Source organism: Streptomyces sp. NPDC005963, assembly GCF_040638655.1.
In the GTDB taxonomy this organism is placed as follows: domain Bacteria; phylum Actinomycetota; class Actinomycetes; order Streptomycetales; family Streptomycetaceae; genus Streptomyces.
Window position 1 is genome coordinate 444,579 of record NZ_JBEXVD010000001.1, and the last position, 21,833, is coordinate 466,411.

Genomic DNA, 21,833 nt, shown 5'->3' on the forward strand with positions numbered 1-21,833 from the left:
GCTTTGGCATCTTGCATATGGGAAATCCAGGAGTGAGTTGATGCAAAGAATCCGGCCGTGGCCGGGTCAACGGGGCCAAGAGGAGTTGTTCATGATGTTCGAGAACGGTGTCGCGGCGGAAGAGATCCCTGGTGCACGCTGGCAAAAGAGCAGCGCCAGCGCGGGGATCGGGAACTGCGTGGAAGTGGCCGGCCTGGGGAACGGCGGTGTGGCCGTACGGAACTCGCGCGACGCATCGGGCCCTGCGCTGATCTTCACGGGCGACGAAATGCGGGCTTTCGTGGCCGGTGCGAAAAATGGCGAGTTCGACGACCTCGACAAGCCTGACTGCTGAAGTGGTTGAGTTGCGCGTTTAGTTCGGCGGACGTTTGATCGTGGTGCTGTAATACTGGGCTGCCCACAGCCATATCAGCCTTTGTGGCCCCGCGAGGAGATTGCGTGTCCGCCGAACACTCCCATAGTGAAGCCCCGATAGCGCCGGTCACGGAGCTGCGACCGCCGAAGCCCAACCCACGGGCGCGCCCCCTGGGCGCTGGGCTCAGGGGGCTGCGAAAGGCTCAGGGGCGCTCACTGGCGGAGGCGGCCAAGAAGGCGTTCGACGGCTCGGCATCCAAGCTGAGCCGGATGGAACGGGCCCAGAGCCCCGTCGTCGAGTCGGACATGTGGAACCTGATCAGGTTCTACGAGACTCCGCAGGAGCGGTGGCCCGAGTTCTACGATCTGTGGCGCCAAGCACAGCCCGACTCCGGTGAGCGTCCGGTCAGCGATGTCGCACCGGATTGGCTGCACCGTCTGATCGTCCTGGAACAGACGGCGAGCCGGATCATGGCCTACGAGCCCTTGGTCGTCCCGGGGCTGCTCCAGACACCCGCCTACGCCCGGGCCCTGGTCCGGGCTGAACTCGCCCGCCCCAAACGAGAACTCGACGCCATGACGGTGGAACGGCACGTTCTCGTCCGGAGGGAGCGGTGGGAGGCGTTCCAGAAACAGGAGGACTGTGAGCTGGTCGTCATCCTGGGCGAGGGGGTGTTGCGTTCCCTGATCGGTGACATCGCCGTGATGTACGAGCAGGTGAAGCACCTACGTGACGCAGCCGACCTCCCGCATGTCAGCATCCACATCATTCCCTACGACCGGGACGGACTGAGCAGAGCCCCGAGCCTGCCGGTCACCCACCTCAAGTGGGAGGACGGCGGGCCCCCTGAACTCCTCTACGTCGAAGGGCTCAACCGCGCCGACTACATCGACGATCCAGACGAGGTTCAGGAAGGCCGTTTCCGGGTGGAGAGCGCGATGCACGTAGCGCACATGCGGAAGGGAAGCATCGCACTGCTGGACCAGTTCGTTGCGATGTACGCGAAACTCCTCGGGGAAAGGCGGGCCCAGGAGCAGTAGTCGATGCGCGGGCAGATCAGCCCAGTCGGCCGATGCCGCCCCATTCTTCCCAGTCCTCGATGCGCTGCCGTGGGACGACCTCGTTCTCCGCGCGCCACTCGGTGACGTTCATGAGACCGGGCTCCAGGATGGTCAGCCCTGCGAAGTACGTGCGGACCTCGTCCTTGGTCCGTACGCGCCCCCAGTTGTCCTGCGTCGCTTCCCTCATCAGTGCGGACACACCATCGCGGATCTCCGCGCGTTCACTGACAAGCTGACAGATCACGAACAAGCTGCCGGGCGCCAGTCTGTTCCTGACCCGTTCGAGAAGCGGAACGACCTGATCGTCCTTGAGGCAGTGCATCACGGACACGAACAGGGCGGCGGTCCGCTCACCCGGGAGGATCAGACGCTCGACGTCGGGGTGCTCGAAGATCAGATCGCTGTCGCGCATGTCCGCCTGTACGACTGCGGTGCGATCGTTCTGGTCGAGTCGGGTCTTGCCGTGCGCCAGGACGATGGGGTCGTTGTCGATGTAGACGACGCGCGAGGAGGGGTCGACCCTCTGGGCGATCTGGTGGACGTTGTCGACCGTGGGTAGACCAGACCCGTGGTCCAGGAACTGCCGTATGCCGTGCTCGGTGGCGAGGTACCCGACCACCCTCCGCAGGAACGCCCGGTTGTTCAGGGCGAGTGCGCGGGAGTCCGGGACGATCTCCAGCAGGCGTTCGCAGGCGTCACGGTCGACCTGGTAGTGGTCCACACCGCCGAGAAGATGGTCGTACATGCGGGCGACACTCGGTATGCCTGTGTCCAAGGTGTCAGAATCGAAATTCTCTCCGTCGCGCATGCGCCCCCCAGGCAGCCCGCCCCCGCGGGTAGTCGGCACGGTAAGTGGCCATGTTATAGCGCTAGTTGATGGTGCGCCAGGTCACATCGGCGGGAGCTGGGCCGTTCAGGGGAGTGGGAGAGAAACTCCGCGCAGGGCCATGGGAGCGGGGAGAAATAGGGTTCGCCCTGCGGCTCAGGAGGTACGCGGGCACTCGCCGGTGATACGGGCGAGGTCGCGGTCCGCGCGGGCGAGAAGGGCGCGGACCTCGCAGGTGTCCATGCCCATCAGATCCGCGATCTGCCGCAGCGGCATGCCCAGCCGGCGGTGGAGCAGAAGCGTGTCGGCCGCGGCGTGGTCCAGTACGCGGTGGGCCAGGGAAGCACTGCCGGCTGTGGCGTCCGCATAGCAAGTGACGGTCCGGCTCAACAGTTGCCATGCCGTCCGGGGCGCGGAGGCACTGGAGAGCGTACGGGGCCAGGTTCGGCGGATGGCGACGAACGTGGTGCTCACCGCCACCCGGGTCAGTGGCAGCTGCGCTATGCGGGCGTGGGCGTAGCGGGTGTAGGCGTCGTGGACGAGTTCACGGAAGGCGAGGTAGTCCAGGGGTTCACCGGGGGCGGGGTGGTGGGGCCGAAGGTTGGAGTTGCCCACGGCTGGGTCCCTTCTCCTGAGTGAGGGTTGGTGGCGGCGTCGGGGGGCTGTGTTGGGTGGTGGGGATGGGCATTCCGTGTCGCGGGAACGGGTCGGGTGAGATGAGGAAGGCGTAGTGCAGGCGCTCCCACAAGGGCCGGAGCAGTCCGGGTTCCGCGCCCAGGGCTCTCGCCAGGTGCGCTGCGGTCGGCCAGTCCGGTACCCACTCCCCGCGCAGGATCGCGGTCACCACGGGAGCGTGCAGGCCGGTGGTACGCGCGAGGTCGACCGCGGTGGGGCGAAGGGCGGCGCGGTGGAGGCTGGAGAGCAAGTCCCGCAGGTCGCCGGCGGCAGCGTCGACGGACGCCGCCGGCTGGATGTTCAGCCCCTGGGCGCACTCCCACAGGCGTTGCACTTCCCCTGCCCCCACGCTCAGCGCGTCAGCGAGTCGGAGTGTCTCCGCCCAGGAGAGGAGGGCGGCTCCGTTGAGAACCTCACGCACTTGGTGCGGGGACAGACCTGCTCTGGACGCAACCATCAGGTCATCCAGCCGCAGTTCCGTTCGCGCCGACTCCAGGACCCTCCCGAGCAGGCGCCGCCCCGAAACCCCGGACTGGGGGAACCCGGCAACGGAGGGCGGCGGATCGGCACGACCTCGGTCGCGCTGCCGCTGGGCACGACGACGGCAGGCGACCGTGCAGTAGCTCTTGCGACGCCCAGGCCCGGGCCGCAGGGGGAACTCGATCTGGCAGGAGGCGCATAGCGCCATGGGTGGCGCACCCACAATGAACCCTTCGGTGCCGGTGGCAGGCGTAGGCCCGGCAGGACGCCTGCGGCCCAACGCACGTTCCGCAATCGGGTGGGGCCTACGGCCCTCCGACGGAACCAGAGCCGGAGCAGCGCGCCCGCCCGTGCGTCGTCGATGCGCCCCTGCGCCGTGTGGGCGATGAAGAGCACCACCGCCGCGCACACCTTTTCACTCCCCCGGGCGCCGGTTTGGGGCTCACCGGGTGCGGGGTACTCCCGTCACGAGAAGCCGGGACCCATATGCGGAGCTCCCGGTGGATCGGGTCAAGCATGATGATCGTCTCCCTTGTTTGATCACAGTCCTGAAGCGGTGGCCGCCGCTTCAGGACTTCTCATGCGAACGGGTCGCCTTACCGGTCGACTTGTCGGTCAACGTACCCCCCGCATCCGCACAGCCCGATCTGTCACGGACAGCGGAATTCGGAGCCGCTCTGCAAAAGGAATCCGCCGACAGGGCAAAGGCTTCTCCGTCAACACGGCGCCGCTCACCGAACGGCAGTCCACTAAGCCGCAAATTGGCAGATTCCACACGACAACCGAACGCAACTCAGCGGTCTGTCAAAGAGGAACAAACAATTTGCACCGAAGTCGGACTCGTTTTGCCGCATGACAAGCCGATCGGCCAGTCACAGACAAGCCAGCCGGAAGCCAGAGTTCATCCTTATGGATGATTTCCAAATAGACCTTGCACATTCCCGTAGCCGTAGTTCTCCGCCACGGATGCGCTGCACAGAGGCGGAAGGCGGCGAAGGGCGAGGCTGGACGGGGCAGCCTCGGAGCCGACCTCTCGCAACCTGCTCACGTCTCCTGGTGCGTGGGCAGAACTGTGGAGGGTTTCCACCCGGGGCCACTGCTCACACCCCCGGCCGCAGCGCTCAGGGCTCGTCCAGCAGCCCGAGCCTCGCCGCCCGTACCCCCGCAGCGAAACGGCTCTCCGCGCCGAGGCGGGTCACCAGGCCGGCCAGCAAGCGGCGCAGTGTTCGCTCGGAGCAGCCCAGACGGCGGGCTATCGTCTCGTCCTTGGTGCCCGCAGCGAGGAGGGCGAGGACTTCGCGTTCCCTCGGGGTCCATTCCTCCGCACAGTCGGTGCCGTAGGGGAGGCCGGTTCCCCAGTGGTGTTCGAAGACCCGGGCGAAGCAGGACGCCAGCCGCGGACTGTGGAGCACCACGTCCTCGGCCGGCTCGCAACCGTCCTCCGTCGGACCCAGGGCGAGGATGGTCACGGCGCGGTCGACCACATTGAGGTGGAGAGGGACGGCCGGGGCCAGCCGGATGCGCGTGCCGTGTTCGTGCATCCGGGAGAGGTAGCGCGCCACCCCGGGCAGACGCGCGGCCCGGGTCGCAACGAGGAGCCGGATGCGCACGCCCCGAGCGAGCATGGGCAGATCCTCGCTCAGGCTCTGCTCCAGCGCCTCGGGGTCGGGGAAGCCGGAGCGCATCCCGAGGATCTCGTCACGACAGAGGGTGTCGAGGTCTTCCATTCGATCCTTCAGCCGGGCCCTGTCGGCGAAGAACTCCGCCTTCACCACCTCGCGTCCCGGGGGACGCAGAGCGGGCGTCAGCCGCAGGACGTCATGGAGCGCGTTCAGCCCCTGCTCCAACTCGTCGAGTCCGCGCCGCTGGTCGGCGACCAGTTCATGGAGAGCGCGCTCGGGTGAGCAGACGTGCTGCCGGTCGGCGTCCACCAGTCGCCGGGCAACGAGCCACTCGCGTACCGCTTCGGGGAGTGTGTCGAGGCTCTCCCCGCCACAGTCCAGTTCCCGGTAGGCGGCCTTCGCAGCAGCCTCGACTTCTTCGGTTCCGGCGCCTTCGCCGTACGGATCTCCCGCAGACATGACCCGACCTTAGAGCGGCTGTCCTTACTTGACCATGGTTTCTACAGCCCCACCCGCACCGATGACCGCATTCGGTCACGCCCGTTTCGGCCGTGGTCAACTCCACTGGGCTCCGGCTATGTTGTCGCCACGCCTGGCTGACACGGGTGGCCGCGAGCGGAGACCCCGGTCACGGCCCCCCGTACCGGGGCGTATCGGCCGGCCCGTCGCGAGGGGCGGTCGGACTCCGCCTTCGGCACTCCCGTCACCACGCGCACCGTGCGCCCCGCGCCGTTCCCCACTTCTCCCCACGGCACGCCGGCGCTTCCCCCACCCCCGGCCGTCCCAACCATACGACTGCCGGAACACGAAAGGTGACCGTCCCTCATGCGCAGATCGCACCTCGCCACCGTCGCCATCGGCCTCGCGGCCCCGCTCGCCCTGATCCCGTCCGTCGGATCCGCCGCACCCGCCCCGGAGCCGACCCCGCTGATCACGGTCGCCCAGGCCCCCACCGCCGGAGAGATCAAAGGGCAGTACATCGTCACCCTCAAGAAGGGGGTCGACGCCTCAGCCCTCGCCGAGTCGAAGTCGGTGAAGACGGAGTACGTGTACGACGCGGTCCTCAACGGATTCGCCGCCGAGCTGACCCCGGCCCGGCTCGCGGCGCTGCGCGCCGACTCCCGCGTCGCCTCCATCGAGGAGGACCAGAAGGTCACCTCCACCGCGACGCAGTACAACGCCCCCTGGGGGCTGGACCGAATAGACCAGCGCAGCGGACGTGACGGCGCCTACACCTACACCCGCAACGGCTCCGGCGTCACCGCCTACATCATCGACTCGGGGATCTTCACCAGCCACCCCGACTTCGGCAACCGGGCCCGCAACGTCTTCGACGCCTTCGGCGGCAACGGCTCCGACTGCAACGGCCACGGCACCCATGTAGCCGGTACGGTCGGCGGCTCAACCTATGGCGTGGCCAAGGGCGTTCAGCTGCGTGGTGTGAAGGTCCTCGACTGCCAGGGCTCGGGCTCCTTCTCCGGCATCATCGCCGGCTTCGACTGGGTCCGGCAGAACGCCGCGCGGCCCGCCGTTGCCAACGCCTCCCTCGGCGGCGGCTACTCCGCCGCACTCAACAACGCGGCCACCGCCCTCGCCAACTCCGGTGTCCACACCACGGTCGCGGCGGGCAACAACAACCAGAACGCCTGCAACTACTCCCCGGCGAGCGCTGCCGGCGCCCTCTCGATCGCCGCATCCGACTCGGCGGACAACAAGGCGAGCTTCAGCAACCACGGCCAGTGCGTCGACCTCTACGGCCCCGGTGTGAACATCCTCTCGACCCGCTCCGGTGGCGGCACCACCACCATGAGCGGTACGTCGATGGCCGCACCGCACGTCGCGGGCGTCGCGGCGCTCTACAAGGCGACGTACGGCGATGCCTCCAGCACCACGGTCAACAACTGGATCGTCACCAACAGCACGGCCAACGCGATCCGGGGCAACGTCAGCGGCACCCCGAACCGGATGCTGTTCAAGTCAACCCTCTGATTCACCCCACTCTCGTCGGCGTCGCGTGGATTTCCTCGCCGAAGTCCTCGTCGAAGTCGATGCGGGACGGGGCCCGGAGGCAGTGCCCCGCGCTCAAGTGAGGTCACCCGCCCTGTTGCACCCAGCAGGGCGGGTGCTGCGTCCGGCCCGTACGCGGCCGGGCACGCTCACCGGCGCCGCTGCCATCACCGATGACCGATTCCCAGAACGGCTCCGGCTACCCCACCGGCAAGACCCGCCCACCCGGGGCCAGGGCGCAACGCCCGAGCTCCCGTCCTGGCCCCGGCCGTGCACGACGCTCGGCGCTGTCCATCCCGTCCAGCACGAGAACGGTTCACGTTCGCTTGCGCTGCGGCCCCGGGCATCGCAGGGCAGTCGGCCGGCACCGTACGTCCCCTGGGACTCGCGGGATGATCACAACCCCGAACCTGGCAGACACCCGCGCGCCCGTGCTCCATAAAGCGCAGGCGTGCACCGTCGGCTCACCGGTCCGGCCGGTCACGCCGTGGGCCCCGGTGCACCCTGCTGGGTCAGCCCGTCCGTCGAGGGCTCGGGGACCCTGCCGAGCGCGTCCCGGAAGTGCTGCTCCGAGCGGTCCATGCCGAGCCATTCCGCCAGCGTCTGCCAGACGGCCGAGTAGGCCACGCACAGGTTGTGCACAGGCTTCGGTTTCAGCCAGGCCACGCCGTTGGCCGTCGCCCTGCTGAAGTTCTCCTGCCCCTCCTGCATTTTCACCCGGTGGGTTTCGTTGCCCTGCAAGTCTTTCTGAAGGTCCCGCAGGGTTGTCTGGATGTGCCGGCAGTCGTCCAACGCCATCCCCCGCGAGAGCATCGACGGAGGGAATCCGGGCGTGACCGGCAGGACCGGGTGACTGGTGCGGACGGCAGCGATGAGTTCCACCCGGTCCTCCCAATGGCCCATCCGGTCGGGGTCGGTCACCTTCTTCACGGAATCCCAGATGCGGCATTCGCTCTGGAGCCACTCCGCCGCGACCCGAATGTCGAAGCTGGACTCCATCCCGCGCAGGGCCCAGACCCTTTCCATCACATGGGCGGCTTCTTGGAGAAGCCGGTGGTCGTACGCCCGCATCTGCGCCTCGGACCAGTTGTCCGGAGGTGTTTCGGCCGGAATCTCCACCCCTGGGTACGCGGTGAGTTCAAAGCGCTGGAACAGGGGGTCCTTCCGCAGATGTGCCAGATCCGGGTCTTCATGGGCCATCCAGGTCCGCTCGACCGTCGCGAAATCGCCCCGGGGAAGCAGAACGGCCTGCTCCAGTTCCTCGACGGCGAACTTCACGTGCGTCTCCCTCTCTTGTTCCCTTCTCCTTCTCTCCCTTTCCGTCCCTGCCGCGGTTTTGTCGTCGAAGCTCCCCGCCTTCAGCGCAACGGCGTGTACGCAAGCGCTGTTGTAGCGCGTCAGCCAGTCGCTACGGCGACACAGCGGGAGTACACGGCGCAGCAGTACCAGTCGGCTCCGGGCCCTGTTGATCAGGTCTGCGAGTTCCTTGGCAGAGATGTCCGTCCTCACCGAAGGCCCGGTGCGCCAGTGGTAGCCCCGGGACGGGTCGAGGTCGGCCGAATGATGCGAGCGCGCGTATTGGAGGGACCAGGCGAGCCGGAGGGGCGCCCACACGATCTGGTTGATCCGGAAGGCGCCTCTGGTCACGCTCTGCCGCGGTCCGAGGTAGCTCTGCACGCTGGAGAACGGTGACAGGAGTCGCAGAAGGCTCCCCACGCGTGCGGGCCAGTAGAGGCCGGCGACCCGTGCCCAGCGGTCATCCGCCGCCAGCCGGTTCGTCTCCTGCATGGAGGCCCGTTGGAAGACCAGGCGCACCAGTTCCTTATCGGGGTAGGACGCACCGGTCATACGAACGGGGTGCGGCTTCAGCGCACGGGCGAGCCACTTCTCCTCGGTGCCACTCGGGACGAGTCCTATCGCCGCTCTCCAGTAGCGGTTCGCGATCAGGCCCGCGAGGCGTCCGCGCGTGCCGTCGTCCCGGACCCCGCCCGTGTCGAACCACTGCTTCGTCGTTTCCTCGGAGGTTCCGAGGATGACGGCGTTCCGATACCGCAGGCCGAGCACCTCGCGGTAGCGGTGAGGGTGGAACAGATAGCGCAGGCGGCACCGGCCGGGTTCCCACGGCCGCAGCCACAGGCGCTTGGTGTACTGCCCGGTGGTCTGCCCGTCCAGGGTGAGGGCCCGCTGGCAGGTCTCCAACGCGTCGATGTGCAGTCCCATCTTCTCCTGTACCTCCGCCAACTCGCTGCGGAGGTGCGGATTCTCGGGGTCGAGCGCAATGGCGTCGTAGTAGCGTGACAGCGCCTCGTGATACCGGCCGGCCCGGCTCAGTTCGTTGGCGTTCTGGTAGGACTCGTACAGTTCGGGACTGAGCTCCCGCCCCCACCACCTTCGCCACGGCGGCTGCCTCCCGGCATGGGTGACCGGAAGCAGGGTGCTGATCACCCAACAGCCCGCCTTGCGGATGACCTCGTCCCATTCGCTTCCCCACAGCGTGGTCGAACGGGACCCGCCGAACACATAGGCCGTGACGGTCACGGTCATGCCCAGCCGGTCCGGCTCCTGCTCCCGGATCCGGAGCACACCGCCGACCCGGTACGCGAGCTTCGGCCGGAGTCGGCTGAGCAGACGCGGTATGGCGCTGCCCAACGACTTGGCGTCGAACTCGACATCGCCGACCAGTTCGAGAAAGCTCATGGGCGGTGCTTCCGCAGGCAGCGTCGTCGGTGCGTACATGCTGCAGTCGGACAACTGCTGACGCAGTTCGGCGGTGAGATCCGTGGCTGACTGGACGAGGGACTTCGGCGGTGTGGCGTCGATGAGCTCCTGGACGTCCACCGGGCCCGGTTTGTAGGCGAGGTAGGCCCGCGTCGCCCGCCAGTACAGGTAAAGGACCAGCAGGGCCACGGCGAAGAACCCCAGTCGCTGGCCGAGGATCAGGCCGCCGTCGGGGTCGAAGACCTGCCCGAGGCCACCGCACACCCGGGCCAGCCAATCGCTGATGCCCCAGGCCCAGTCACCGCCGCTCCATGCCTTGTGGCCCTTCCCCGCGAGGGTCAGGAGTGCGAGCAGAGCAACCGTCCCCACACAACTCCACACCCACCATGCGATCCGTCTGGGGGCGGGGAGCGCGGACGTCAGCGCGGTGTCGTTTTCCCTTCGGCGATTGACCATCGAGAGAACCCCGGATCCGGAGGAAGACCCCGAAGACCCCCCTTTCAGGCTAGCCGTGATCACCGCGGTGGGCAGGACGAGCGATCGGAACTCGGCACGGGCGCCGGAGAATCGCGGAGTGAGTGCTCACTCATTGACGGAGTGAGCACTCACTCCGTACTCTTGTCGTCATGACAGCACCCAAGGAGAACCAGACCACCCGCCGCCGAGCCCCCGGCATGTCACCGGAACAACGGCGCGCGATGATCATCCAGACCACGATTCCGCTGATCGCCGAGTACGGCGCCGCGGTGACCACCGCGAAGGTCGCCCGTGCCGCGGGCATCGGGGAGGGCACGATCTTCCGGGTCTTCGCCGACAAGGACGAGTTGCTGCAAGCCTGCCTGGCGGAGGCGCTCTCCCCCGAACACGCGATCCGCGAACTCAGCACGATCGAACTATCCCAACCGCTGCCCGAGCGGCTCGCCGAGGCAGCCCAGGCGCTCCGGGCGCATCTGTCCCGCATGGGGGTGATCGCCGGCTCGTTGCACGCCTCCGGACACCGTGGCGGCAAGCACCCTGGAACGGTGCGCGGCGCCGGCCGAGAGGAGTCGACGGCGCGCATCCGTGCGGCCCTCGCGGAGTTGCTGGAGCCCGAGGCGGCCGGGCTGCGCCGGCCGCCGGAGCAAATCGCGGCCCTCTTCTTCGGGCTGCTCTTCACCCAGACGCACATGGAGGAGGAGCAGGAGCTGATCACGGAGGAACTGGTGGAGATCTTCCTGCACGGCGCACTCGCGGGCGGCAGCAAGTGAGCGCGCATAGGCGGCGCTTGGCGGTCACGGGCCTTGCGGCTCTGGCACCCGTCCTGGTGTGGCTGGCCGCGGACCCGATACTGGGGCACCGGCTGGGGATCGTCGACGGCGAGCAGACGCTCGACATCGGTGTGACGTCGGTGGTGTTAGCCGCGTTTCTTGCAGTGCTCGCCGGCTGGGGGCTCCTGGCCCTCCTGGAACGGCTGTGGTCACGCCGCGCCCGTGCCATCTGGACCGGACTCGCCATGACCGTACTGGCCGTGTCCTTCCTCCCGTTGACCGGGGACGGCATGGACGCCGGCACCCGGACCACGCTGGCCCTGATGCACCTGGCGGTGGCGGCGGTATTGATCCCGGGCCTGCGCACCAAGGACGCCACGCCCACACCACCGCCCGCCAACCAGTTGCAGGTGTGACAGCGTTCTTGAAACTCGCGTTGTTCGGCGCTCACCGCGCCCGTTGGTGTGGTGGAGCCGCGGGAAGCAAGCTCCACCACACCAGTGGACCGACCGGAGTCACACGCCTACTCGACGACGACGAGTAACTACCTCAGCCGGACATGCCTGATCTGGGCTACTGGTCCACACAGACCACGTATGCCTGGAACCCGCCGCCGAGCACCGTGACGGATGCCTGGGTCTGCCATCCAGTGGCCGGCCCGGACTGAGTGCCGGCGCCCTTGGGGATCGGGGCGTTCTCAATGACGTTGACCGTGCTGAGCAGCCCGAAGGTGTCATAGCCACCGCCGGTGGCCACGTCGCCGGCCAGGCAGTTGGCCGTGGACGTCACGCCGACGCCAATGAGCACCGGGAGGGCCTGAGGGCCTCGGATGACATAGGTGCTCAGCGTCGCCGGACCCTGCGGACCCTGTGCGCCGGTGGCGCCTTGAGTGCCCTGGGTGCCATTAGAACCCTGAGCACCGGTGGCGCCCTGCGTACCCTGAGGACCCTGGCCCCCGTTAGCACCCTGCGTACCGGTGGTGCCGTTGGCGCCCTGCGTACCCTGAGGTCCCTGGGTGCCGTTGGAACCCTGAGCGCCCTGAGCGCCCTGGGTGCCATTAGAACCCTGAGCACCGGCGGTGCCCTGCGTGCCCTGGGGGCCCTGAGATCCGGTGGCACCCTGCGCACCATCCGTACCGTTGGCACCCTGGGTCCCGTTGGCGCCCTGAGCGCCCTGAGGACCTTGGGTGCCGTTGGAACCCTGAGCACCGGCGGTGCCCTGCGTACCCTGGGGGCCCTGGGCCCCGTTAGCACCCTGCGTACCGGTGGTGCCGTTGGCGCCCTGCGTACCCTGAGGTCCCTGGGTGCCGTTGGAACCCTGAGCGCCCTGAGCGCCCTGGGTGCCCTGGGTGCCCTGGGTGCCGTTAGAACCCTGAGCACCGGTGGCGCCCTGCGTACCCTGGGGGCCCTGAGATCCGGGGGTACCCTGCGCACCGTTCGTACCGTTGGCACCCTGGGAGCCCTGGGGGCCCTGAGATCCGGTGGCGCCCTGCGTACCACTGGCTCCCTGTGCGCCGGTGCTGCCCTGTGCGCCAGTAGCACCCTGCGGGCCCTGCGGACCGGTCGCCCCCTGGGGACCCTGCGGGCCTCGCGGCCCGCCCTGCTGGCCGCCCTTGCCCTTCCCGCCGCCGTCGCCTCTTGGTCGATCAGGGTCGGCGTTCTGTCCACTGACCGACGTGGCACCGTTCGGTCCTGGCAGGCCCAAGCTGTGCTGAGTGCCCGAGCGCTCGACGGCATCGGCGACGGCCACCGCACTCGGCACCACGTTGAGCACGGCAGCCAACGTGCCGACCGAAACCATGGTGATGGCTCTCACCCGGCTACGGCTGATGGTTTTACGGTTCAACTGAATTCCTCTCACGAAGAAGTGACGGAGTCGGGTCCCAGCAGCCAGGTGAAAAGCTGTCAGAGAACCCGACACAGCTACCGCGTATGGCAACTGTGGTCCGAACGTGCATTTGTGCGACGTTCGTAGAGGATGATGAGCCGGGTCATCTTCAGCAGGATCCGAGGCCGAGCACGCAAATGGCTCGCGGCACATATGAAACATCACACGAATGGAGACGCAAAGCGGTGACGTGGTGGCGTTCGTCGCAGATCGAATGGCCGCGGACTCCGTTACATATCGTTCGATGGAGGCCGTGGAGCTTCCTTGGCAGCGACCCACTGAGCCCCCGAAAGCGGGGTCCGACTACGGGTGGGTGTTGCATGTGAAGAAGCACCACAATCTGCGGCGCCAGCTCCCGGAAGTCCGCGCGGGGCCTACGACCGCCGATCGGCGTGCGACATGCCGTGCCAGCGGGAACAGCTCGTAGGAGGGAAGCGGTCTGTACTCTCTGGCTGGCGAAATCTGCTATTCGAAAGCGATGTGACCATGTCAGGAAGACCATCGGTGCGCCGTGTGCGGGAAATCGCAGGCCCGAAGTGAAAGGGGGACGGGGCAGCGGGCCTGCACAGGCATCACGCCCCTGAGTACCCATGCGTGGAATTCTGCTGGCTGGTGGTACGGGTTCACGGCTCTGGCCGCTGACCCGTTCCATTTCGAAACAGCTTCTGCCGGTGTTCGACAAACCGATGGTCTATTACCCGCTCTCCACGCTGGTACTGGCGGGCGTGAGTGAAGTCCTCGTCATCACGACCCCGGAACACCAACAACACTTCCGCTCGCTGCTCGGCGACGGCAGTCAGCTCGGCCTGCGCATCGACTACGCGACGCAGGAGCGGCCGGAAGGCATCGCCCAGGCGTTTCTGCTGGGTGCCGATTTCATCGGGGGCGAGTCGGTCGTACTGATCCTCGGTGACAACATCTTCCACGGTTCGGGGCTGAGCGCCCGGCTGGAGCGGGTGGGTCGGACGCACGGCGGTCATGTCTTCGCGTACCAGGTGGCGAACCCCTCGGCCTACGGTGTGGTCGAGTTCGACGAGCACGGCAGGGCGTTGTCGATCGAAGAGAAGCCCTCCCGCCCGAGGTCCCGTTACGCCGTGCCGGGACTCTACTTCTATGACAACCGCGTGGTGGAGATCGCCCGCGGGCTGCGGCCGAGCCCGCGTGGCGAGTTGGAGATCACCGATCTCAACCGCGTCTACCTGGAGGCCGGCGAACTCGCCGTCACCCGGCTCGACCGGGGCACGGCCTGGCTGGACACGGGGACCTTCGCGTCCATGGTCCAGGCGTCCGAGTTCGTCCGGGTCGTCGAGGAGCGCCAGGGCCTCAAGATCGGCTGTGTGGAGGAAGCGGCCTGGCGGATCGGTCTGATCGACGACGACCAGCTCCGCGCCCTGGCACGTCCGCTCCTGACGAGTGGATACGGACAGTACTTGTTGGACCTGTTGGAGCACGACGGGCAGTACGCCGTCGTATCGCCCCGGGATGGCGGATCGCAGGCGCAGCCCGTGGCGAGTGTCTGAATCGAAGGCCGCGAAGACGGAAGGAGCGCTTCGGGTGGAACCGTTGGGTATCGAAGGCGCCTGGGTGGACACGCCGCAGGTGTTCGCGGATCGCAGGGGGCGCTTCCACGAGTGGTTCAAGGCCGACCGGTTCCGTGGACTGACCGGTCACCCACTGCGCCTGGAGCAGGCGAACTGCTCCAAGTCCGGGCGCGGCACCTTGCGGGGAATCCACTACGCCGCGGTGCCGCCGGGGCAGGCCAAGTACGTGACGTGCGTCAGTGGAGCGGTGCTCGACGTGGTGGTGGACATCCGTACCGGCTCCCCCACGTTCGGCACCTGGGAGGCGGTGCGCCTCGATGATCGGGAGCACCGGGCCGTGTATCTGTCGGAGGGCCTGGGTCATGCCTTCATGGCATTGGAGGAGGGCTCCGTCGTGGTCTACCTCTGTTCCGAGGGGTATGCGCCGGACCGGGAGTTCGGCATCCACCCCCTCGATCCGGTGTTGGCGATTCCCTGGCCCGACGGGCTCACCCCGGAGCTTTCCGACAAGGACGCTGCGGCGCCCACGCTGACGGATGCCGGACTGCGGGGCTTGTTGCCCAGCTACGAGGAGTGTGTCGCTCATCGGCGACGGCTGCAGTGGGAGACCCATGGGACTCAGGGAGCGACATGCGTCTCCTCGTGACCGGTGGGGCCGGGTTCATCGGTTCGGAGTTCGTCCGCGGTTGGCTGCGATCCGATCCGGCGGCGCACATCACGGTCCTTGACGCGCTCACGTACTCCGGGGTGGAGGCGAACCTCGCGTCGGTCGCTGACCATCCCGGGTACCGTTTCGTTCGCGGCGATGTGTGCGATCCCGATGTGGTCGGCCAGGTGATGGCGGGGCAGGACGTCGTCGTGCACTTCGCGGCCGAGTCGCACGTGGACCGGTCGATCGAGGGAGCCGGGCCGTTCGTCCACACCAATGTGGTCGGTACCCAGGTCCTGTTGGACGCGGCGCTGCGGCATGGTGTGGGTCGGTTCGTACAGGTGTCGACGGACGAGGTGTACGGCTCGATCAGCGAGGGTTCATGGACCGAGGAGTGGCCGCTCGCGCCCAACTCGCCCTACTCCGCTTCCAAGGCCGCGGCTGATCTTCTGGCACTCGCCTACCACCGCACCCACGGTCTGGACGTCGTGGTCACCCGGTGCACCAACAACTACGGGCCGCATCAGTTCCCCGAGAAGGTCATCCCGTTGTTCATCACCCAACTCCTCGATGGGAAGACCGTTCCGCTGTACGGCGACGGTCGCCACATCCGCGACTGGCTGCATGTCTCCGACCACTGTCGCGGCATCGAGCTGGTGTTGCGTGGCGGGAGGGCCGGGGAGGTGTACCACATCGGCGGTGGCACCGAGGTCAGCAACCACGCGCTCACCGGGCTGCTCCTCGATGCGGTCGGCGCGGACTGGGACCGGGTCGTCCGGGTGGCCGATCGCAAGGGCCACGACCTGCGTTACTCATTGGACGACAGCAAGATCCGCGAAGAACTCGGCTACGCGCCGAGGGTTGTGTTCGGGGAGGGCCTCGCGGCCACCGTCGGCTGGTACCGGGACAACCGCTGCTGGTGGGAGCCGCTCAGGGCCGGATCGGAGCGGGTATGAGGGGGTCCGCTGCGAGGACGGCCTGGCTGGTGACCGGTGCGGGCGGCATACTCGGCCGCGACGTTGTGGCGGAACTCGCTTCCGCTCAGGACATCGAGGTGACCGGGCTGACCCGCGGCGAGCTCGACATCACCGACCCGGAGGCGGTGCGGGTCGCAGTCGCCGGCCGCCGGGTGGTCGTCAATTGCGCGGCCTGGACCGATGTGGACGGTGCGGAGGCGAACGAAGCGGCGGCGACCGCCGTCAACGGCAGGGGCGTACGGCACCTCGCCCACGCCTGTGCCGAGTCGGGGGCGGTTCTGCTCCACGTCTCCACCGACTACGTCCTCTCCGGCGGCGCGGGCCGACCGTATGCCGAGGACGCACCGACCGGGCCGCTCAACGCGTACGGTCGGGGCAAACTGCTGGGCGAGCGGGCGGTCGCCGAACTGCTCCCGCGCACCGGATACACCGTGCGCACGGCCTGGCTCTACGGCACGCACGGATCCAACTTCGTGGCCACGATGCTCGAACTCGCCGGCAGGAGGGCGAGCGTGGACGTGGTCGCGGACCAGTACGGGCAGCCCACGTGGTCGGCGGGGCTCGCCAGACAACTGGCCGCGCTCGGCAGCGCCGCACTGGCCGGGCGTGCTCCGGCGGGCGTCTACCACGGTACGGCGTCGGGGTGCACGACCTGGTACGGGCTGGCCCGGGAGGTGTACCGGCTGAGCGGGCTCGACCCCGAGCGCGTTCGCCCCGTCGGCTCGGCCGCGTTCCCGAGGCCAGCGGTGCGACCGGCGTACGGAGTGTTGGCCCATGGCGCATGGGCTCGCGCCGGTGTCTTCTGCCAGCCGGGGTGGCGGGACCAGTTGGCGGCTGCGCTGAAAACCCCCCGGTTCGCGGAGCCGGGTGCCGCCGCTCGCGCTGCGGCCCTCACCCTTGTGGTGGGGTGAGGGCCGCAGCGCGAACCGGGGTGCCGTCTCAGACCAGCAAGGGTCCGCCGCAGCGCGTTGCGCCCTCCTTCATGGCGATCAGGTTGGCCACCACGTAGGAGATGTTGTTCGAGGAGTGCCACTCGGTCGGGAAGTACGTCACCAGACGGGAACTCTGGAAGCGCGCCTCGATCTCGGGGACGAACGTCCGGTACTGGTTATCCGTGTAGTACCAGAAGGAGTTCTCGTTGTAGAACGCAACATGCGTGGGGTCCTGATAGGCCCCGCGCCCGTCCGAGCTAGGCGTCGTGGTCAGCAGCATTCCCCCGGGCGCCAGCAGCCGGTAGAGCTCGTTGATGAGCGGCACCTTCGCGGGTACGTGTTCCAGGAAGTCCACCGCACGGATCAGGCCGACCGAGTTGTCCGGCAGGTCCAGCCGGTCGGGCAGCGTCGCCACGATGTCCACGCCGTCCCCCGGGTGCTGGTCCACGCCCAGATAGCCCGGCGGCTTGCGGTGTGCCGCGCCGAGGTCCAGTGCGAGCAGCCCGTGGCGCCGGCTCCAGGCCAGTGCGTTGGCCTCCACGTACTTGTCGTAGAGGGCGACCGTCTCCCGCTGGATGTGCGCGTTGACTTCTGCATCGCGTTGGGTGTTTCCCGCGTGCATGCGTTGGAGGTAGAGGCAGCGTTCGATGTGGTGGAAGTCGCCCACTTGGAACAGTCGACACATCAGGTCCTGGTCGTCCAGGACCAAACGGGTGGCGTCGTAGCCGCCGACCTTCATATAGGCGTCCCGGCGGAACGCGCGCACATGATTGGGTGCGTACCAGATGTACGAGACGTTGTGTGGCGTCGGCGCCATGGTCTTGGCTGCCAGCAGCTGCCGGCCGTCGACGAGTACCTCTTCGTACTGCCAGCCGTACGCCTCGTTGAACCGGGAGTCGTCCCGTTCGCCGTCCTCGGTGATTTGGGCGGTGTTGCTGTAGACGAAGACGGCGTCCGGATTCTCGTCGAACGCCCTCTCCAACTCGGCCAGACAGTCACGGGCGAGCAGGTCGTCGTGGTCGAGTTCGACCAGAATCTCGCCCCGGGCGAGTTCACACGCCCTGCGCTTCGTCGCGCCGACACCCCGGATGTCGTCGGCGATCTCCACGCGGATCCGCTCGTCGGGTTGCTCGGGTCGCCACCGGGCGCCGTTGTTGAGGAGGACGATCCACTCCCAATCACGGCAGGATTGCGCCTGGAGCGTGGCCAGGCACTCGTCCAGGAATCGTGGCCGGTGGCTGGGGGTGAAGATGGAGAACTTGGGTCTCGTGGTCGACGTCATCTGCGCTACCTGCCTGGGGGCTCGGAGTTCACGGCGGCTTCGGTGCTCTCGTCGGGTGAGGTGCTGGAGGCGACCGACTCCCTGAACGCCTGCGGCACGTGGGAGCGCAGGGCGGAGTCGAGCTCGACGGCCTGGCGGTAGGCGTCCCGCGCCTGTTCGCCCCGGCCCTCGCGGGCCAGCGTCTCGCCGATGTGGAAGTAGGCGGTGGACGCCTTCGGGTTGGCGACGACAGCTCGCCGCAGGAGCTTGAGTGCCGCGTCGGGGTCGCTCTTCTCCAGCAGCAGCGCCTTGTTGAAGAGCGCCGAGGTGTACGACGCGTCGGTCTTCAGGGCGGCGTCGTACGCCTTGTGGGCGTCCCCGGGGCGGCCCTCGTTCTGGGCGAGGACGCCAAGGTTGTACCAGGCGAACTTGTTCTTCGGGTCCAGGGCCAGGACCTGTTTAAAGGTGATCTCGGCATTGGGGATGTCCTGATGGCGGACCAGCAACAGACCGGACTCCAACAAGGCGTCGACCCTGAGCCTGTTGCCGTTCGCGTTGTCGAACGCGTCATGGTTCGATGCCGGGGTCGAATGGGTCGCCGTGACGACCCAGACGACGGCTCCGGCGGCGAGCGCGACCGCTACTCCGACTCCCGTCCACATTCGTCTCATCTATCACCATTCGGGTCGATAGGGATACGGCGGTCAAGGTAAACGACGCGCCTGCCGTGCCGTCATCTCTCACGGGCCCGGCTCCCCGCAGACCACTCGAACGTACGCAGAGCGGCCCAGGCGCCCCGCCTCATAGGCCCCTGCCGCCGCAGAGCGGTCAACACGCCCCGTACCCGATGCCGACAGCCCTGACTGCCCCCTTCACTGGCCCAGCAGCTAGGGCCGACTACCCGGCCCCGGAGCGTCGCGCCCCTGATCCGCCGCCGGCCTCACGGCGCGGCGCGCTTCGCACCCCTGACGTGCAGTCAGTCCCACCAGAAGTCCCAGAAGTAGGTGTCGACGAGTCGTTCGGCGTAGGAGGTCAGCGTAGGGAAATGGGAGCTCTGCCAGATGTTGTCCGGGCAGAACGCGAAGTGCTCCGCGGCGACGAGGAGGGCGTCTTCCATCTGCGTCGGGGGTGTGGCTACGCTGAGATGGAGGGTGTCGAACCCTGCGGCGACGACGCGCGCGCCGAAGCGCTGTTCCCAGCTGCGCAACACGGCGGAGAACTTCGCGGTGTCGTTGTCATAGTTGACGGGCCCCTCCCATCCCACAACGGCGAGCGCGTCAGCACCTGAAGCTGCGGGGATCAGCCCGAGCCGGACTCGCGGCCGGAGGGAGACGAAGAAGTGCGCGTGCTCGTCGGCCTCCTTGTCGGGATCGGATGCGGCCGGACGGCCGGGGGCGAGGTCCGGCCATTGCTGCCCGAAGGGCGCGGTGACGGGTAGCCGATCGCCGGGCGGAGGTGTGTCGTCTTCCTCGTCCACGACAGTGTGCTCGCGCCACCACCGTGCGAGGAGTGCCGCCGGATCGTGAGCTCCGGGCGAAGACATGCGCTCGGGGGACAGTTCACCCGAGCCCCAAGGCGGGAACTCGTCGTTGCGGGGATCCCGGGAATCGAGCAGGAGCGGCCACAGCCCGGTGCGGCTGTGTTCGGCACGTATCCGTGTCCACAATCCGGCGGAGGCCGGCCCGTCACTCAGCCAGAGGGGCTGGTTGACTCCGCTGCCGTCATCGGACGCGACCATTCGGCCTGGTGGCAGTGGGGTTTCGAGAAGCAGATGGTGTTCAGAGGTCATTCGCGCATGCTAGTCCGGGGGTCTGACACCTACGCACAGTCGACAGCGCCCTTCGCCGGTCCAGGCGAAAGCACCTGACCGCCAGCTTGGGTCACCCCGCGACCTGGCAGGCAGAACGCTTCTCCATCGCCCCGCGCCCGACTTCCCTCAAGCTGAGTGTGCCCGTACTCGCATAGAACCGGCTATAGGCATAATTTCCCCCACCAGCCTCGCTGAGACCGGTGACACGAAACGGTCGGCCATTATGGTCAATGACCGCCACTTTGCGCTCCTGATCGATGACATAGGTAACCAGAAGTCGAAAGGCAACGAAGTTTCTCTTGGTCACCGCCCGCACCGCCAGAGTCTCCTGACCCTTCTTCTCCAAGTCGATCGTCTTACTGAAGAAGAAGGAAGGTCCGACTTTGTTCATGGCCTCGTCCGTCGTGCGCGCGATCGGCTTCACACTGTCCAGATCGAAAAACATCTGCATATTCGGTGATCCCGCCTGCGGAGGAATGCAGAAGAGAGTTCCAGCCCAAGGCTTGCCACGCTCCACGATGTCAAGTCCGATGTTGACGATTTTGATCTTTCGATCTCGCTTATTGGTCAACAAGATGCTTGTCGTCACTGACTCGACCTCAATCGCATTCGCCGAATTCCTGACGATTTCAAAGTACTTTGGGCCACCCACGGCGTAGGGAGCGGAAAGAACCTTGCGGTCCTTGGGTGAGGGGATGAAGTCATTCTCCGCCGCAACGGTCAGACCCATGTCCGGTTGGTCGAGCAACTCGGCATACACAGCCATATCGCGATCCACACCTTCGGGCACCGTGCCATCCGAACTACCACCCCGATCTTCCATTGCCCTGTATCCGTACATCACACTGATGCCGAGCGAGAAAACAAGGATGCCACCGACCAGCAGGCGCAACCCGCTCCGCCGGTCCGCGGTCGACGGTTCTTCCGATGCCGTATCCATCGGCTCGCCCGTCGAGCGGGGGAAAGGTTCCTTGGAAGTACCGTAAGCGCTCGCTGATTCAGCGCGAACGGGATTGACCATCCCCTCCCGCGCCTTCTTCGCGGCGACCCAGCGCTGACGACACTCTTCTTCGAGCTCGCTGCTTCCAACAATTTTCGCAACAAGCATCTGAGCATTGTCATAAGCGGGTAAGCGTTTTCCAGAGAAGGCATCCGCAATGGTTGATCTAGGTATACCGGTTTTTCTACAGAGTGCGTCGTAGGTCAACCCTCCGTGCTCGATGCGCAAGTCCCGCAGCCAGCTTCCGAACTCTTCTACGGCACCGCTCGTGTGGTGTTCCATGCTCCGACCCCTGACGCCTCAAGAATGTCCCGCACTCTACCGATGCCGATCCGAAGCCGTCCGGGGTTCACCGTTTTCGTCCGACGTGCTGGCTTCGAGACACACCCAGGCTTCTGACTGAAGGCGCATTCACTCCGCGCCGGGCGCCTCGCCCTGCCGCCGGAGGCAACCTTCAAGGAGAAGCCAGCCAATGCCCACTCGACGCCGTGCGGACCAACCTCCCCCCTTCCCGTGCTCTGCCGCCGAGATGATCGAGTTCCTCAAGAGGCGCGGATTCCGCATGATCCGCAACGGCACACATTGCGTCCTGCGCGGTGGAGGAAATCGAATGGTCAGCGTGCCCAACCATGCACAGATCGCAAAGGGAACCCACTATCAAATCTTGCGAAGGGCTCTCGATCGTTGAAGAGAAATAGGGAGAATCATGACTCTGGACAGATGGAGTGCATATCAGGGTACAATGCGGCACCCGACTGCCATCGAAAGAATCCGTCAGGGCGTAC

At 67.0% G+C, this 21,833-nt stretch carries 20 protein-coding genes; 10 read left to right on the forward strand and 10 right to left on the reverse strand.

Annotated elements, in window-relative coordinates; all coding sequences use genetic code 11:
• The first annotated feature begins 85 nt into the window (after positions 1 to 85).
• Both ABZ348_RS01835 and ABZ348_RS01840 read left to right on the forward strand, forming a co-directional pair.
• On the forward strand, positions 86 to 334 hold the full coding sequence (locus ABZ348_RS01835) for a DUF397 domain-containing protein (RefSeq protein WP_358928268.1): 249 nt from the start codon (positions 86 to 88) through the stop codon (positions 332 to 334).
• A gap of 104 nt (positions 335 to 438) precedes the next feature.
• A complete protein-coding gene (locus ABZ348_RS01840; protein WP_358928270.1) occupies positions 439 to 1,395 on the forward strand; it encodes a helix-turn-helix transcriptional regulator in 957 nt (318 codons plus the stop codon).
• 16 nt (positions 1,396 to 1,411) lie between these two features.
• Here ABZ348_RS01840 and ABZ348_RS01845 read toward each other — a convergent pair whose 3' ends face one another.
• The 4 genes from ABZ348_RS01845 to ABZ348_RS01860 all read right to left on the reverse strand — a co-directional run bounded on the left by ABZ348_RS01845 (position 1,412) and on the right by ABZ348_RS01860 (position 5,478).
• Positions 1,412 to 2,224, reverse strand: coding sequence for an SAM-dependent methyltransferase (locus tag ABZ348_RS01845; RefSeq protein WP_358928272.1), 813 nt, complete (start codon positions 2,222 to 2,224; stop codon positions 1,412 to 1,414).
• Positions 2,225 to 2,398: 174 nt separating this feature from the next.
• Positions 2,399 to 2,857 (reverse strand): hypothetical protein, encoded by a 459-nt coding sequence (locus tag ABZ348_RS01850; protein ID WP_358928274.1) that lies wholly within the window; start codon positions 2,855 to 2,857, stop codon positions 2,399 to 2,401.
• Entirely contained in the window at positions 2,814 to 3,374 is a 561-nt protein-coding gene (locus ABZ348_RS01855) for a helix-turn-helix transcriptional regulator (protein WP_358928276.1), read from the reverse strand. Before ABZ348_RS01855 ends, ABZ348_RS01850 begins: the two co-directional genes overlap by 44 nt.
• A 1,144-nt stretch (positions 3,375 to 4,518) precedes the next feature.
• Entirely contained in the window at positions 4,519 to 5,478 is a 960-nt protein-coding gene (locus ABZ348_RS01860; protein WP_358928278.1) for a LuxR C-terminal-related transcriptional regulator, read from the reverse strand.
• 366 nt (positions 5,479 to 5,844) lie between these two features.
• Between ABZ348_RS01860 and ABZ348_RS01865 the strand changes: the two genes are divergently transcribed.
• Positions 5,845 to 7,008 (forward strand): S8 family peptidase, encoded by a 1,164-nt coding sequence (locus tag ABZ348_RS01865; RefSeq protein ID WP_358928279.1) that lies wholly within the window; start codon positions 5,845 to 5,847, stop codon positions 7,006 to 7,008.
• 498 nt (positions 7,009 to 7,506) lie between these two features.
• On the opposite strand, the gene ABZ348_RS01870 is transcribed toward ABZ348_RS01865, so the two are convergent.
• The gene (locus tag ABZ348_RS01870) at positions 7,507 to 10,113 is read right to left on the reverse strand and encodes a tetratricopeptide repeat protein (RefSeq protein WP_358928281.1); all 2,607 of its coding nucleotides are present in this window, start codon (positions 10,111 to 10,113) and stop codon (positions 7,507 to 7,509) included.
• Between the two features lie 257 nt (positions 10,114 to 10,370).
• Here ABZ348_RS01870 and ABZ348_RS01875 point away from each other — a divergent pair, with 257 nt between their 5' ends.
• A complete protein-coding gene (locus tag ABZ348_RS01875) occupies positions 10,371 to 10,991 on the forward strand; it encodes a TetR/AcrR family transcriptional regulator (protein ID WP_358928283.1) in 621 nt (206 codons plus the stop codon).
• Positions 10,988 to 11,407 carry a DUF6069 family protein gene (locus ABZ348_RS01880; RefSeq protein ID WP_358928285.1) on the forward strand — a complete coding sequence of 140 codons (420 nt, stop codon included), beginning with the start codon at positions 10,988 to 10,990 and terminating at the stop codon, positions 11,405 to 11,407. The genes ABZ348_RS01875 and ABZ348_RS01880 overlap by 4 nt, the downstream gene beginning before the upstream one ends.
• A 157-nt stretch (positions 11,408 to 11,564) precedes the next feature.
• On the opposite strand, the gene ABZ348_RS01885 is transcribed toward ABZ348_RS01880, so the two are convergent.
• The gene (locus ABZ348_RS01885; RefSeq protein WP_358928287.1) at positions 11,565 to 12,836 is read right to left on the reverse strand and encodes a collagen-like protein; all 1,272 of its coding nucleotides are present in this window, start codon (positions 12,834 to 12,836) and stop codon (positions 11,565 to 11,567) included.
• A gap of 632 nt (positions 12,837 to 13,468) precedes the next feature.
• Between ABZ348_RS01885 and rfbA the strand changes: the two genes are divergently transcribed.
• The 4 genes from rfbA to rfbD are packed head-to-tail and all read left to right on the forward strand — an operon-like array spanning position 13,469 to position 16,956.
• Positions 13,469 to 14,398: a glucose-1-phosphate thymidylyltransferase RfbA gene (rfbA, locus tag ABZ348_RS01890; RefSeq protein WP_358928289.1), complete on the forward strand. Its 930-nt coding sequence runs from the start codon at positions 13,469 to 13,471 to the stop codon at positions 14,396 to 14,398.
• Between the two features lie 34 nt (positions 14,399 to 14,432).
• Complete coding sequence (gene rfbC, locus ABZ348_RS01895) at positions 14,433 to 15,065, forward strand: dTDP-4-dehydrorhamnose 3,5-epimerase (protein ID WP_358928291.1); 633 nt, start codon at positions 14,433 to 14,435, stop codon at positions 15,063 to 15,065.
• Positions 15,050 to 16,024, forward strand: a complete 975-nt coding sequence (gene rfbB, locus ABZ348_RS01900; RefSeq protein ID WP_358928293.1) for a dTDP-glucose 4,6-dehydratase — start codon at positions 15,050 to 15,052, stop codon at positions 16,022 to 16,024. Before rfbC ends, rfbB begins: the two co-directional genes overlap by 16 nt.
• Positions 16,021 to 16,956, forward strand: coding sequence for a dTDP-4-dehydrorhamnose reductase (gene rfbD, locus ABZ348_RS01905; protein WP_358928295.1), 936 nt, complete (start codon positions 16,021 to 16,023; stop codon positions 16,954 to 16,956). The genes rfbB and rfbD overlap by 4 nt, the downstream gene beginning before the upstream one ends.
• Before the next feature lie 28 nt (positions 16,957 to 16,984).
• Here the strand turns inward: rfbD and ABZ348_RS01910 are convergent, their stop codons facing one another.
• The 4 genes from ABZ348_RS01910 to ABZ348_RS01925 form a co-directional block, all read right to left on the reverse strand.
• Positions 16,985 to 18,259 carry a glycosyltransferase gene (locus tag ABZ348_RS01910; protein ID WP_358928297.1) on the reverse strand — a complete coding sequence of 425 codons (1,275 nt, stop codon included), beginning with the start codon at positions 18,257 to 18,259 and terminating at the stop codon, positions 16,985 to 16,987.
• A 5-nt stretch (positions 18,260 to 18,264) separates the two neighbouring features.
• Complete coding sequence (locus ABZ348_RS01915; RefSeq protein ID WP_358928298.1) at positions 18,265 to 18,909, reverse strand: tetratricopeptide repeat protein; 645 nt, start codon at positions 18,907 to 18,909, stop codon at positions 18,265 to 18,267.
• Between the two features lie 305 nt (positions 18,910 to 19,214).
• A complete protein-coding gene (locus tag ABZ348_RS01920) occupies positions 19,215 to 20,027 on the reverse strand; it encodes a DUF4253 domain-containing protein (protein WP_358928299.1) in 813 nt (270 codons plus the stop codon).
• A gap of 91 nt (positions 20,028 to 20,118) precedes the next feature.
• A complete protein-coding gene (locus ABZ348_RS01925; RefSeq protein ID WP_358928300.1) occupies positions 20,119 to 21,330 on the reverse strand; it encodes a helix-turn-helix transcriptional regulator in 1,212 nt (403 codons plus the stop codon).
• Between the two features lie 247 nt (positions 21,331 to 21,577).
• Between ABZ348_RS01925 and ABZ348_RS01930 the strand changes: the two genes are divergently transcribed.
• Complete coding sequence (locus ABZ348_RS01930) at positions 21,578 to 21,736, forward strand: type II toxin-antitoxin system HicA family toxin (RefSeq protein WP_358928302.1); 159 nt, start codon at positions 21,578 to 21,580, stop codon at positions 21,734 to 21,736.
• The last annotated feature ends 97 nt before the right edge of the window (positions 21,737 to 21,833 follow it).

Coding starts and splice junctions, on each gene's coding strand:
- ABZ348_RS01845 (WP_358928272.1), bottom strand. CDS start 2,224: ATGCGCGACGGAGAGAATTTCGATTCTGACACCTTGGACACAGGCATA.
- ABZ348_RS01855 (WP_358928276.1), bottom strand. CDS start 3,374: ATGGTTGCGTCCAGAGCAGGTCTGTCCCCGCACCAAGTGCGTGAGGTT.
- ABZ348_RS01860 (WP_358928278.1), bottom strand. CDS start 5,478: ATGTCTGCGGGAGATCCGTACGGCGAAGGCGCCGGAACCGAAGAAGTC.
- ABZ348_RS01865 (WP_358928279.1), top strand. CDS start 5,845: ATGCGCAGATCGCACCTCGCCACCGTCGCCATCGGCCTCGCGGCCCCG.
- ABZ348_RS01875 (WP_358928283.1), top strand. CDS start 10,371: ATGACAGCACCCAAGGAGAACCAGACCACCCGCCGCCGAGCCCCCGGC.
- rfbA (WP_358928289.1), top strand. CDS start 13,469: ATGCGTGGAATTCTGCTGGCTGGTGGTACGGGTTCACGGCTCTGGCCG.
- rfbB (WP_358928293.1), top strand. CDS start 15,050: ATGCGTCTCCTCGTGACCGGTGGGGCCGGGTTCATCGGTTCGGAGTTC.
- rfbD (WP_358928295.1), top strand. CDS start 16,021: ATGAGGGGGTCCGCTGCGAGGACGGCCTGGCTGGTGACCGGTGCGGGC.
- ABZ348_RS01910 (WP_358928297.1), bottom strand. CDS start 18,259: ATGACGTCGACCACGAGACCCAAGTTCTCCATCTTCACCCCCAGCCAC.
- ABZ348_RS01915 (WP_358928298.1), bottom strand. CDS start 18,909: ATGAGACGAATGTGGACGGGAGTCGGAGTAGCGGTCGCGCTCGCCGCC.
- ABZ348_RS01920 (WP_358928299.1), bottom strand. CDS start 20,027: ATGACCTCTGAACACCATCTGCTTCTCGAAACCCCACTGCCACCAGGC.
- ABZ348_RS01925 (WP_358928300.1), bottom strand. CDS start 21,330: ATGGAACACCACACGAGCGGTGCCGTAGAAGAGTTCGGAAGCTGGCTG.
- ABZ348_RS01930 (WP_358928302.1), top strand. CDS start 21,578: ATGATCGAGTTCCTCAAGAGGCGCGGATTCCGCATGATCCGCAACGGC.